The sequence below is a fragment of the Pseudomonas sp. HR96 genome, from assembly GCF_034059295.1.
GTDB lineage: Bacteria > Pseudomonadota > Gammaproteobacteria > Pseudomonadales > Pseudomonadaceae > Aquipseudomonas.
Window position 1 is genome coordinate 1489939 of record NZ_CP139141.1, and the last position, 11582, is coordinate 1501520.

Below are 11582 nucleotides of genomic sequence, written 5' to 3' on the forward strand. Positions count from 1 at the left end.
GCCGGTTTCAGGACTGAAGAAAGCCTGCGAACGAGACGTTCTTGCCGGCCGGCCGTACATCCAGCAGGAACGAGTCCTTGTCCGCGCTCAGCTCCAGGCTGACTTCGGCCTTGCGCTTGCCGGCGTTGCGCACCACCAGGCCGTCCATGTGCTCGCGAAAGTACGCGGTGGGTACGCGCAAGTGCAGCAGCTGGTCGCTCTCCACCGTGTGCAACAGCAGGTGAATCCACTCGTACTGGCCGATCTGCAGACGGCTGAGCGGAATGTCGAACCACCAGATGTTGCGTTTCTTGTCCAGCAAGGTGAAGTGGCAGTTGTTGACGCCGAGCACGTTGCCGCCCAGTTCTTTGTTGCGACGGGCAATCGCCTGGGGTTTGTCGAGTTTCATAATATTCCTACGGGTATGACGCTTCGGCGCCAGGGCCGAATCCGAGCGGCATTCTGCACAGGTTTGCCGGGTATTTCATCGGGTATTACCTTTTTGTAGCACCGCTTGCGAAAAAATTTTGAAACTCTGCGCGACGCTCACGAGTCAACCTTATGTCGATTGTTGACGCTAATTTATTCCTATTGGGAGAAATACCATGAGTGGCACTGGCGATAAAATCAAAGGCAAAGCTAACGAACTGGTTGGCGAAGCCAAGCAAGGCATCGGTAAAGCGACCAACAGCCCGAAGACTCAAGCGAGCGGCGCTGCCCAGGAAGCCAAGGGTAAAGCGCAACAAGTCAAAGGCGATGTGAAAGACGCTGTCACCAAGAAGTAAGCCTCTTGAGTAGCAACGCCTCGGTTCAGCGGTCATCCTCGGATGGCCGCTGTGCTGTCTGGACCCTGCACGGCGCCGCAGCCGCCCTTGCGAAGCCCTGTAAAAAAAGGAACAGCCATGATATTTCCGGATTTGCGGGCATTGCCCTTCACCAAAGTGATGGTGCGCACCGTCAAGGAATTCCTTGATGACGAGATGTCGACCTATGCGTCGGCCCTTGCCTATCAGATGCTGTTCTCGCTATTCCCCTTTCTGTTGTTTCTCATTGCCTTGATCGGCTTCCTGCATCTGCCGGACTTCTTCACCTGGCTGCGTGAGCAGGCGGCCTATGTGCTGCCCTCCCAGGCGCTGGATCAGGTCAACCCGATCATCGACCAGCTGCAGCAGTCCAAAGGCGGCTTGCTGTCGGTGGGCATCGTGGTCGCCTTGTGGACCGCCTCGGCCGGCGTGCGCCTGATGATGAGCGCGATGAACGCAGCCTACGACGTGCCCGAGGAGCGCCCGGCCTGGAAGCGCATCCCGCTGTCCATTGCCTACACCATCGGCTTCGCTGGCCTGCTGCTGACGGTGGCCGCACTGATGGTGCTGGGCCCGCAGGTCATGACCTGGCTGGCCGAGCAGATCGGCATGGAATACTTCATCGTCACCCTTTGGACCATCGCCCGCTGGCCGCTGATCGTGGTGCTGCTGATGATTTCCGTGGCCTTGATCTACTACGTGATGCCTGACGTGAAGCAGAAGTTTCGCTTTATCACCCCAGGTTCTGTGCTCGCGGTGGTGGTGTGGATCGTCGCTTCGGTAGGCTTCGGCATCTACGTGAAGAACTTCGCCGACTATAACGCCATGTATGGCAGCATCGGCGCCATCATCGTGCTGCTGCTGTACTTCTATATCTCCTCTGCGGTATTGCTGCTCGGCGCGGAAATGAATGCGGTGATCGAGCACATGTCCGCCGAAGGCAAGGACAAGGGCGAGAAAGACCCGCAGGAAAGTCCGAACGCCAAATTCGAACGCCCGCCCGTCGACGGTGTGGGCGCAGCCAAGGACCCGGGCAAGAACGTCGACCCTGACCTGCACCGGGTTTGATCAGGAGCCCGTGCAATGATTCGTGACATTCTCAAGATGGGCGATGAGCGCCTGCTGCGCATCGCTCCGCCGGTGCCCGCTGCAATGTTCGGCTCCGCCGAGCTCAAGCAGCTGATCGCCGACATGTTCCAGACCATGGAGCATGTCGGCGGGGTGGGGCTGGCGGCGCCGCAGATCGGCATCGACCTGCAGCTGGTGATCTTCGGTTTCGAGCGCAGCGAGCGTTACCCTGACGCCGAGCCGGTGCCGCAGACGGTCCTGCTCAACCCGCTGATCACCCCGCTCAGCCCGTTGCTGGAACAGGGCTGGGAAGGATGCCTGTCGGTGCCCGGCCTGCGCGGCGTGGTGGAGCGCTATCAAAGCATCCGCTATGAGGGGTTCGACCCGGACGGCCAGCCCATCCAGCGCATTGCCAATGGGTTTCATGCCCGCGTGGTGCAACACGAGTGCGATCATCTGATCGGCCGGCTATACCCCTCGCGCGTGACCGATTTCACCCGTTTCGGTTTTACCGAAGTGCTGTTCCCCGGGCTCGACCCCAACGCCGACGATTGAAGCCGGCGCGGGCAGGGATTCAGGGCTTGGTGAAGCGCAGCGTCATGCGGTCCGATTCGCCGATGGCCAGGTAGCGGGCCTTGTCCTGTTCACCCAGCTTGAGGGTGGGCGGCAGGGTCCACACCCCTTGGGGGTAATCCTTGGTGTCCCTGGGGTTGGCGTTGACCTCGCTCTGCCCGGCCAGCTTGAAGCCTGCGTCGGTCGCCAGCTTGATCACGTAGGCAGTGGGCAGGTAGCCGCTCTGCTTGATCTGCGCGAGGGATTCGTCCTGAGGGCCACGGTGGTCGACCACGCCCAATGTGCCGCCATGCTTGAGCACCTTGTAGAAAGCTTTGAACATTTGCGGCGCGTCATCGGCCATGACCCAGTTGTGCACGTTGCGAAACGTCAGCACGGTATCCGCCGAGCCGGCGGCGCCGAAGCGTGGGTGGGCGGGCTGGAAGGTGACCACGCTGCTCTTGGCGTAGTGCGCGGGGTCGGCGCTGAACTTGGCGTTCAAGGTGCCGGGGCTGTCGACTTCGACGGCGGCGATGTAATGCCCCTTGTCCTGCAGCAGCGGGCCCAACACCTCGCTGTACCAGCCGCCGCCGGGGGTGATCTCGATCACGGTCTGCTCGGGGCGCAGGCCGAAGAACTGTAATGTTTCGCGCGGGTGGCGGTATGGGTCCCGGGCGCTGTTCTGCGCCGGGCGCCAGTCGCCAGCGAGCACCTTGTTGAATGTGGCGTCGTCGATGGTCGAGGCGGGCGCGGCGGCGAAGGACGGCAGTGAGGCCAAGCTCAGCAATGCGGCGGTCAGGAGCTGGAGTTTCATGTCGATCCTTGCATGAGGGGATCAGCCGAGGCTAGCACATGAGGCCATGGCCAGCAGAAACTTGCTTTGCTGATAGCCCCTCAGCCGCTCGGCCAGGGGCACTGGCAGCGGTGGGTCGGGGGTGAAACCGAGCTTTTCATAGAAGCCCTGCAGGTCCGGGTGGCAGAACAGCCAGACCGGGCCGTGGACGCTGAGCCTGGCGGCGCCCACCAGCCCGCGGGCGAGGCCCTGGCCGCGTTGCGCCTGGGCCACCAGCAGGCCGGTCAGCCAGTGGCCGTCGGCGATCGGCGTCAGGCTCAGGCCGGCGACGATGGCCGGGGCCCGGGCCACCCACAACGTAGCGCCATTGCCGGCGCGCATGGGCGAACGCTGGTCGCGGTAGAACTTGTTGAGTAGCTGGCGGGCGTCGAGTGGGGCGTAGGTGATGGGGGGCATCGGCAACCTTGCGGGGCAGAGAATGCTTGGGTGGGGCGGGCCGGGGCAACAGAGCTTTGGACTCTGCGCAGCCAATCGGTTGCATTCCTACCCACAACAGCGGTCGAGCACGGTACTATTTTCCGACCGACTTAAAAACAATGGACGTTGGCTTTTCGATGCAATTCACCCGTGGTTTTCTCCTGTCTCTTTCCCTGTGCCTGGACATCGGCATCGCCAATATCGCGATGATCACCCTGGCCATGCAGCGCGGTTATCTGCAGGGCTTCTGGCTCGGCCTGGGCACCTGCTTCGGCGACCTCGCCTACGCCATTCTCGCCCTGGCCGGCATGACCGTGCTGCTGCAATACAGCTGGATCCGCTGGGGCTTGTGGGTCGGTGGCTCGGCCTTGCTGATCTACTTCGCGATCAAGATGCTGCTCAACGCCTGGCGCGGTGCTGGCAGCGTGGAGCCGGGCGCCAGCGTGGCGGTCCATTCCGGCTGGCGTGAATTCGGCCGAGGGGTGTTTCTGGCAATGTCCTCGCCCACGGCGATTCTCTGGTTCGCAGCGGTCGGCGGGGTGCTGATTTCCCGGTCCGGGGCCAGCGGGCCGCTGGGCACCGGGGTGTTCCTGGGTGGGTTCTTCACTGCCGGGGTGCTCTGGTGCGCAGTGCTGTGCCTGGCCGCCAGCCAGGGCGGCAAGCTGCTGGGCGATCGGCTGCTGCGCTACTCCTACCTCGCCTCGGCGGCGATCTTCTGCTACTTCGCGGTGTACGTGATCGGTTCCGGCTATGCCGAGTTCATTCTCAAGGCCGGCCCCACGCTCTGAGCGATAGCTGCTATACCTCAAGAGTCATCCCCACCGGGGGACGACATCACGTGGAGCATGCCCCATGAAAGGCCTCGATTCGAAAAAAGCCGCGAAGAAAAAACCGAGCAAATCGGCCGACGAAAAACGCGCCGAGAAAAAAGCCAAGAAGGCCGGTGTCGGTCTGTTTGGTCATTGAGGAGAAAATTGACTATGGTGAGGCGACCTGTGAACAGAGCGCCCCACCATGTCAGAGAGCAGTGCAGAACAACCCGTCCTCACCCCGGCCCGTTTCGAAGACGGTCGCGGCCTGATCATCGCCGGTTTCGGCGAGCGCTTCACCCTTGAGACTGCCAGTGGCATCCCGGCCTTGTGGCAGGAGTTCGCCCCATTTCTGGGCAAGGTCCCCGGCCAGCAGGGGATAGTCAGCTATGGCGTGTGCTGCCACCCGGACGGCCACGGCGGCTTCGAGTACATCGCCGGCGTCGAGGTGAACACGCTGGAAGGGCTGCCCGAGGCGTTTCGCACCGTGCAGCTGACGCCGCAGCATTATGCGGTGTTCGAACACCAGGGCCACATTTCCACCATCGGCCAGACCTTCAAGGCAATCTGGCAGCAATGGCTGCCGGGCAGCGACTACGAGACGGCCGACGCGCCGGAGTACGAGCGCTACGGCGAGCACTTCGAGGCGCTCACCGGAACCGGCGGCCTGGAAATCTGGCTGCCGGTGCGGCCCAAGGCCCAGGCCTGACGGTCAGCGTGGTGCAGCGCTGCGGCAGCTGTGGAACATGTCCAGCGAAGCGTCGTAGACATGGGTTTCGACGCCCAGCAGGCCCAGCACCGAATGGAACATGTAGTCGTGGCTCAGGTCCGGCTGGTCGCGCTTGGCCTGCAGGCAGTCGCGGTCGACCCCAGCGTCCTTGAGGGTCTGGTCGCCGAACCAGAACACCATCGGCACGTGGGTCTGGCTCTCCGGGGCGATGGCATAGGGGGCGGCGTGCAGGTACATGCCGTTCTCGCCCAGCGACTCGCCGTGGTCGGACACGTAGAGCATCGAGGTGTCGTACTTCTCCTGATTCTTCTTCAGCAACGCCACCACCTGGGCCAGGAAGTGGTCGGTGTAGAGGATGGTGTTGTCATACACGTTGATCAGCTCGTCGTGGCTGCAGCTGCCCAGCTGGTTGGTGCGGCACACCGGGGTGAACTGCTCCTTGTCCTTGGGGTAGCGGTCGTAGTATTCCGGGCCGTGGCTGCCGTCGGCATGGAGCACGATGATAGCGTTGTCGGTCAGGCTGTCGATGTAGTCCTGCAGGCCCACCAGCAGCGATTCGTCGAGGCAGTTGGTGCCGTCGCAGAACGGGCTGGCCTGGCTCTTGGGGATGTCCTTGTGGGGCACACGCAGACAGGTGCCCTTGCAGTCGCTGTTGTTGTCCAGCCACAGCACCTGCACACCGGCGCGCTGGGCGATGTCCAGCAGGCCCTCGTAGGTTTTGCCCTTCCTGTCGCTGTATTCCTTGCGCGGGAACATCGAGAACATGCACGGCACCGACACCGCCGTGGAAGTGCCGCAGGAATGCACCTGGGTGAAGTTGAGGATGTCGAGCTGCTTGAGTTCCGGGTTGGTCTCGCGGCCATAGCCATCCAGCGAGAAATGGTCGGCGCGGGCGGTCTCGCCGACCACGAACACCATCAGGCTCTTCTTCGGCCGGGCCTGGGCGGCATTGCTCATGCGCGCATCCTCGCCCACGGTCTGCACCTTGATGTCCTGCTTGAGGCCCAGCTGGCCCTTGCCCAGCTTGCCGACCGCATAGATGTAGTTGGTCGGGTTGATGAAGTGGGTCAGTTTGTCCGGCTGGCGGAATACCGGGGCGTAGGTGGAATAGAAGGCGCCCACCGACACCAGGATCAGCACCACGCAGGCGACCATCACCAGCAACTTGTTGAGCAGCCCCGGCAGCGGTCGGCGGTAGGCCACCGGCCAGCGCCAGATGAGGATGATCGGCAACAGGCCGAGCACGGCGAGGTAGACTAACAGCTTGACGCTGAGCAGGGCCTTGGCCTCACCCGGGTTGGTCTCCAGGATGTTCTGGATCATCACCGTGTCGATGGCGATGCCGTAGTCGTTCATGAAGTAGGCGGCAGCGGCCGAGCACAACGCGATGATCGACAGCACCGGCTTGAGCGTGGGGCGGAATGAAAACGGCATCAGCAGCAGGCTGAAGGCGGCCCAGAGGAATACCGCCCAGGAAATGTTGAAGCCGATGGCCTTGATGCCGTCCAGTTGCACCAGCGAGTTGACGGCCTTCCACGTCTCCAGGTTGTACAACGCCACCAGCGCCAGTGAGAACAGCAAGACCAGCCGAGTGGAGCTGACACGCTTGAGCATGGATGTTTCCCCCTACTTGTGGATATCAAGGCCGGAATTCGAGAGCCTGCCGATGGTTACCGCGCCGGCGGCGGGAATTTAGCGGTGCGCTCGTCAAAAATGTGTCAAATCTTGAGTGAAAGGCGCCGTTCGTATCCTACACGCCCGCGATAGGCGGTCCCGGAGTCGACCCAGCCCTCGCTCAGGTACAGGCCCATGGCGGCCAGGTTGTCGCTATCGACCGACAGCATCAGCTGGCGTACCCGGGGCCACACGGCACGGCTGGCGGCGGGCAGGGCTCGCAGGCAGGCGCGGCCGTAACCGCGGCCCTGCTGCCGGCTGTCGACCTGCAGGGCGTGCAGGGTGGCGGCCTTTTCGTCGGCCCAGGGCGGCAGGAACGGCGGGCGCTTGAGCAGCAGGAAGGCCACCGGGCGCTCGTCGTCGAGCAGTGCGAAGCCCTTGATGCCGGGGCAGGGCGCGCTGGTCAGGGTGTGCAGGGCGCCGGCGATATCGCCCGACCAGCGTTTCTGCTCGGGCAGTATCTGCAGTTCGCTCAACTGTTGGCGTTGCTCTTCGTCGAGCAGGTCATGGTCCACGAGGCGGGTGGGCACGGCGCTATCCTTGCAGTGCGGTGGTCAGGTCAGCGCCAGGGTCGGCGCCGTGGAGGGCATATGGAAGCTGAACAGCGTACCGGCTTCGGCGGTGGACAGCACTTCCATGTGGCCACCATGGGCCACGGCGATCTGGTTGGCGATGTACAGCCCCAGTCCGAGGCCGCGATGGGTGGACTCCGCGCCCGGGCGGGTGAACGGCTGGAACAGCTGGGTCTGCACCGCCAGCGGGATCGGCTGGCCGAGGTTGTGCACAGCGATGACGAAGGCATCGCCGAGCATTTCCGCGCTGACGTGTATCGGGCTGTCGCTGGCGCCGTGGTTGATGGCATTGCCCAGCAGGTTGGAGAGCAACTGGCAGACCCGCTCGCGGTCGCAGACGATGCCCTGGGTGTCGCGCACCCGCAGCAGGATCACGCGCTCGGGGTGCACCCGCTGGATCTCGTGCACCACATGCTGGATAGCTTCGGCGAGGTCCGGGCAGGGCTGCAAATTGAGGGTGATGCCCTCGCCCAGGCGTCCGCGGGCGAAGTCGAGCACGTCCTCGACCAGCTGCGTCGCGCGCCGGCCGCTGGTGAGGATGTGGCGAATGATCGACAGGCGTTTTTCGTCTTCGTCACGGCGCTCGAGCAGCTCGGCACCGGCGGTGATGGCGAACAGCGGGTTGCGCAGGTCGTGGCCCAGCACCGCGATGAACTGCTCGCGCAGCCCGGCCACTTCGCGCTCGCGCAGCAGCGCGGCTTCGGTGCGCTGGACGTTTTCCTCGCTTTCCATCTGGATCGCCAGCAGCCGCGCGAACGACTCCATCATCGGCTGGATGGGGCTGTTCTTCAGGGCGGCGGGGCGTGGGTCGAGGGCGCAGATGGTGCCGAAGAAGCTGCCATCGGTGCGAAACACCGGCACCGAGATGTAGCTCTCGAACTGGTAGATGCGCGGCGTGTGGTGGTCGCAGTACGTCTCGTCTTCGCTGGCCTTGTCGATGATGATGGTCTGGTGACTGCCGCGGATCTCGTGGCACAGCGTGGTGGTCAGGTCGAGCTCGCCGCCGGCCTTGAGGCCGAAGCCGAGGTTGTCGAGCACCGCGCAGGCGGTCCAGGTGGTGTCGGTGACGCGCGCGACCGCCGCGAAACGCATGCCGGTGGTCTCGCAGATCACCTGCAGGATGGCCGGGACCGCGTTGATACGGCCAATGGTGGCGATGTCGGTGGCTACTGATTTGCCCATCTGCGGATATGCCTGAGGGCACCGGGTGCCATGTGGGGAGACCGGGAAAGTCTAATGGCCGGGGTGGGTGGCTGTCATCTGCTCTGCACGATTTGCCATCGACCCGACAATGCTGATCGAGTGGCTGCCCGCCCTACAGCCGCCCCACCCGCCGCTCAAGCTCCAGGGCCGGCTGGGCCTTGAGCAGGCGGCTGAAGGCCTGCTTGTCGATCGGGCGGCTGAGGAAGTAGCCCTGCACCTCGTGGCAATCGTCCAGGCCCAGGGTGTCCAGCTGCTCCTGGGTCTCGACGCCCTCGGCGGTGACGGTCAGGCCCATGGCCCGGCCCAGGTTGATGATCGCCTGCACCACCGCATGGTCGTTGGCGCCGTTGCCCATGGAGGCGATGAAGCGCTTGTCGATTTTCAGCCCGTCGAACGGATAGGTGCGCAGGTAGCCCAGCGACGAATAGCCGGTGCCGAAGTCGTCCATGTTCAGGCGCACGCCCAGCTCCTTGAGCGCGACCATGGTCGCCAGTGCGCCGTCGACATCATTGAGCATGACGTTCTCGGTGATCTCCAGCTCCAGGCGCGCGGCGGGAAACCCGGTCTGCACCAGCACATCGCGCACGTCCTTGACCACGTCGCTGCGGGCGAATTGCGCCGGCGACAGGTTGACCGACACCATTAACGGCTGCGCCCAGTCCAGCGCGGTTTCGCAGGCTTCGCGCAACACCCAGCGGCCCAGGGGCACGATCAGGTCGGTCTGCTCGGCCAGGGGAATGAACGCATCGGGGCCGATCAGGCCCTCGATCGGATGCTGCCAGCGCACCAGCGCCTCCACCGAAACGATTTCCTGGCCGTCGAGGCGATAGCGCGGCTGGAAGTGCAGGACGAACTGCCCCTGCTTGACCGCCTCGCGCAATTCGGTTTCCAGCTGGCGGCGGTGCTGGATGCGCTCGTTCATCTGTGCGGCGAAGTAGCGCCAGGTGTTCTTGCCGTCGGCCTTGGCCTGATACAGGGCGATGTCGGCGCAACGGATCAGCTCGCCGGCCTCGAACCCCTGCACGCCGCTCTGCGCCACGCCGATGCTGACGCCCACGTGCAGGGTGTGGCCATCGTGCAGGATCGGCCGGTGCAGGTTTTCGATCAGGCGCTGGCAGAAGCGGTCGATTTCCGGGCGGTTGTGCATGCTGGAAAGGACGATGACAAATTCGTCGCCGCCGATGCGTGACACCAGGTCCTGGTCGCGGGTGCTTTCGCGCAGGCGCCCGGCCACCTCCAGCAACACCGCATCACCGGCGGGGTGGCCCAGCGAATCGTTGATCGGCTTGAAGCTGTCGAGGTCCAACAGCAGGACGGTCAGCTGCGGCGAATGCTCCTTGAGTGCCAGGGCTTCATCCAGGTAACGGGTCAGGCGGTTGCGGTTGCACAGGCCGGTCAGCGCGTCATGCATCGACAGGTGCTGGATCTGCGCGTGGGCGGCGACCTCGTCGGTGATGTCGCTGGCGGTGCCGCGATAGCCCCAGACCTCGCCATGGCGCACCACGGCGCGCGCAGCGATCCGCGAATAGCGCAGCTGGCCGGCCTTGTCGCGGTAATGACAGCGCAGCGGGGTAACGTTGGGGCTATCGTGCAGGGTCTGCATCCAGGCGGTCAGCGGCGTGGTCTCGCATTCCAGCAGGCCGTCGATCGGCTGGCCCAGCCAGTTGTCGCCGGGGTAGCCGGTGACTTCGACGAAGCGCGCCGACAGGTAGGTGAGGTGAAATTGCGCGTCGGTTTCCCAGATCCAGTCGGACGCCGCCTCGGCCACCGCGCGAAAGCGATCCTCGCTGGCTTCCAGGGCCGAGTTGGTCTGCGCCAGGTCCGTGAAGTTCGAGGCGATGGTGCGCGAGCTGCGCAGGGCGAAGCGAAAGAAGTAGACCATCAGCACACACAGCACCAGCAGCGCCAGGCTCAGGGGCGGCAGCACTGCATGCAGCAGGCGCAGGCCGGGGCGGGGCGCCTGCCAGGTGAGGTTGAAGCCGGTCTGCGCCAGGCTCAGGCGCGGCTGATCGGCGGCCAGGTGCTGGTCGTCCACCAGGGCCAGGCCGTGCAGGTCGTAGTCCAGGCCCAGTTTACGCAGCTTGGTGGGGGTCAGCTGGTCGACGAATACCAGCATCGAGGTGCTGTCGCTGGGCACCGCTGGCCGGTCGTCGTCGGGCAGGATGGCGGCGGCGGTGACGATCGCCGGCCAGCCTTCGAACAGTGCGTAGCGGCTCACGGGCGCCCGTTGCGGCGCCTGGCTCTGCACCGCCTGGAGCAGCTCCCGGCGCGGCAGCGGTAGCAGGCGGTCGGCCGGTTGTGCGCTCAGTTGGCCGCGCAGCATGGCGTACTTGACCGCCGCCTGGTCGGCGACGAACACCCCTTCGTAGCCGCTCTCGGTAAACAGCGCCGGGCCCAGGTTGCGTTCGGTAAAGGCCCAGTCGATGTCCACGAGGCCATTCAAATGGTCGTAGCCGGAGGTCCAGAACGAGTTCTGGATCAGTTCCTGGGCGGTGGCCGCCATGCGATTGTCGAGGGCCCTGACGGCGTAGAAGCGGCTCTGCTGCAGGGCCTCCTGGTTCAAGGTGCGGGCCACGTTCCATAGCCCGCCCAAGGCCACCAGTGCGCCGAGGCAGAAGAGAATCGCCATGGTCAGGATGAGTTTGCGGGTGTGGCTTCGATGGTTCATGGCAACCGCGGGAGAGCCGGCGGATGTGTCCATTCGGGCTTATCCTTGAGACCTTGAGGAGAGACCTGAAGATTCCCTGTCGTAGCTGGAGTATGGATCCCGTGGCGCTGATGACCAGCCAGACGACCCTGTGTCAGACGAAATGCACTTTCGTACATTTTGTAAAAATTATTTAAAGGGCGATTTCGGCCGGTGCCCTTGCCAACGGCCGCCCACGGCCCCATACCCCTGTGCATGCCCATTCGAGGAGCAAT

12 protein-coding genes are annotated in these 11582 nt (G+C 64.1%); 5 read left to right on the plus strand and 7 right to left on the minus strand.

All coding sequences use genetic code 11. From position 1 onward, the window contains the following. Nucleotides 1-7: 7 nt before the first annotated feature. The gene (locus SFA35_RS07055; protein WP_320576616.1) at nt 8-388 is read right to left on the minus strand and encodes a hypothetical protein; all 381 of its coding nucleotides are present in this window, start codon (nt 386-388) and stop codon (nt 8-10) included. A gap of 196 nt (nt 389-584) precedes the next feature. Here SFA35_RS07055 and SFA35_RS07060 point away from each other — a divergent pair, with 196 nt between their 5' ends. The 3 genes from SFA35_RS07060 (at nt 585) to def (ending at nt 2405) form a co-directional block, all read left to right on the plus strand. Then, entirely contained in the window at nt 585-764 is a 180-nt protein-coding gene (locus tag SFA35_RS07060; protein WP_320576618.1) for a CsbD family protein, read from the plus strand. A 117-nt stretch (nt 765-881) separates the two neighbouring features. Continuing rightward, on the plus strand, nt 882-1850 hold the full coding sequence (locus SFA35_RS07065; protein ID WP_320576620.1) for a YihY/virulence factor BrkB family protein: 969 nt from the start codon (nt 882-884) through the stop codon (nt 1848-1850). Between the two features lie 15 nt (nt 1851-1865). Further along, complete coding sequence (def, locus tag SFA35_RS07070) at nt 1866-2405, plus strand: peptide deformylase (RefSeq protein WP_320576622.1); 540 nt, start codon at nt 1866-1868, stop codon at nt 2403-2405. A gap of 19 nt (nt 2406-2424) precedes the next feature. Here the strand turns inward: def and SFA35_RS07075 are convergent, their stop codons facing one another. Both SFA35_RS07075 and SFA35_RS07080 read right to left on the minus strand, forming a co-directional pair. Beyond that, on the minus strand, nt 2425-3216 hold the full coding sequence (locus SFA35_RS07075) for a methyltransferase (RefSeq protein WP_320576624.1): 792 nt from the start codon (nt 3214-3216) through the stop codon (nt 2425-2427). Between the two features lie 21 nt (nt 3217-3237). Continuing rightward, nucleotides 3238-3651: a GNAT family N-acetyltransferase gene (locus SFA35_RS07080; protein ID WP_320576626.1), complete on the minus strand. Its 414-nt coding sequence runs from the start codon at nt 3649-3651 to the stop codon at nt 3238-3240. 158 nt (nt 3652-3809) lie between these two features. Here SFA35_RS07080 and SFA35_RS07085 point away from each other — a divergent pair, with 158 nt between their 5' ends. Further along, nucleotides 3810-4460 carry a LysE family translocator gene (locus SFA35_RS07085; protein ID WP_320576629.1) on the plus strand — a complete coding sequence of 217 codons (651 nt, stop codon included), beginning with the start codon at nt 3810-3812 and terminating at the stop codon, nt 4458-4460. Nucleotides 4461-4686: 226 nt separating this feature from the next. Then, entirely contained in the window at nt 4687-5190 is a 504-nt protein-coding gene (locus SFA35_RS07090) for a GyrI-like domain-containing protein (protein WP_320576630.1), read from the plus strand. 3 nt (nt 5191-5193) lie between these two features. Here the strand turns inward: SFA35_RS07090 and SFA35_RS07095 are convergent, their stop codons facing one another. From SFA35_RS07095 to SFA35_RS07110, 4 genes are all read right to left on the minus strand, one after another. Further along, nucleotides 5194-6825, minus strand: coding sequence for a phosphoethanolamine--lipid A transferase (locus SFA35_RS07095; protein WP_320576632.1), 1632 nt, complete (start codon nt 6823-6825; stop codon nt 5194-5196). 104 nt (nt 6826-6929) lie between these two features. Next, nucleotides 6930-7415, minus strand: coding sequence for a GNAT family N-acetyltransferase (locus SFA35_RS07100; RefSeq protein WP_320576634.1), 486 nt, complete (start codon nt 7413-7415; stop codon nt 6930-6932). Between the two features lie 24 nt (nt 7416-7439). Further along, complete coding sequence (locus SFA35_RS07105) at nt 7440-8639, minus strand: GAF domain-containing sensor histidine kinase (RefSeq protein WP_320576637.1); 1200 nt, start codon at nt 8637-8639, stop codon at nt 7440-7442. A 133-nt stretch (nt 8640-8772) separates the two neighbouring features. Then, on the minus strand, nt 8773-11361 hold the full coding sequence (locus tag SFA35_RS07110) for an EAL domain-containing protein (RefSeq protein ID WP_320576639.1): 2589 nt from the start codon (nt 11359-11361) through the stop codon (nt 8773-8775). Nucleotides 11362-11582: the final 221 nt, after the last annotated feature.

Excerpts from the sequence above, each read along its gene's own strand:
- SFA35_RS07055 (WP_320576616.1), bottom strand. The coding sequence starts at position 388 with ATGAAACTCGACAAACCCCAGGCGATTGCCCGTCGCAACAAAGAACTG.
- SFA35_RS07090 (WP_320576630.1), top strand. The coding sequence starts at position 4,687 with ATGTCAGAGAGCAGTGCAGAACAACCCGTCCTCACCCCGGCCCGTTTC.
- SFA35_RS07095 (WP_320576632.1), bottom strand. The coding sequence starts at position 6,825 with ATGCTCAAGCGTGTCAGCTCCACTCGGCTGGTCTTGCTGTTCTCACTG.
- SFA35_RS07060 (WP_320576618.1), top strand. The coding sequence starts at position 585 with ATGAGTGGCACTGGCGATAAAATCAAAGGCAAAGCTAACGAACTGGTT.
- SFA35_RS07085 (WP_320576629.1), top strand. The coding sequence starts at position 3,810 with ATGCAATTCACCCGTGGTTTTCTCCTGTCTCTTTCCCTGTGCCTGGAC.
- def (WP_320576622.1), top strand. The coding sequence starts at position 1,866 with ATGATTCGTGACATTCTCAAGATGGGCGATGAGCGCCTGCTGCGCATC.
- SFA35_RS07080 (WP_320576626.1), bottom strand. The coding sequence starts at position 3,651 with ATGCCCCCCATCACCTACGCCCCACTCGACGCCCGCCAGCTACTCAAC.
- SFA35_RS07075 (WP_320576624.1), bottom strand. The coding sequence starts at position 3,216 with ATGAAACTCCAGCTCCTGACCGCCGCATTGCTGAGCTTGGCCTCACTG.
- SFA35_RS07110 (WP_320576639.1), bottom strand. The coding sequence starts at position 11,361 with ATGGACACATCCGCCGGCTCTCCCGCGGTTGCCATGAACCATCGAAGC.
- SFA35_RS07065 (WP_320576620.1), top strand. The coding sequence starts at position 882 with ATGATATTTCCGGATTTGCGGGCATTGCCCTTCACCAAAGTGATGGTG.
- SFA35_RS07105 (WP_320576637.1), bottom strand. The coding sequence starts at position 8,639 with ATGGGCAAATCAGTAGCCACCGACATCGCCACCATTGGCCGTATCAAC.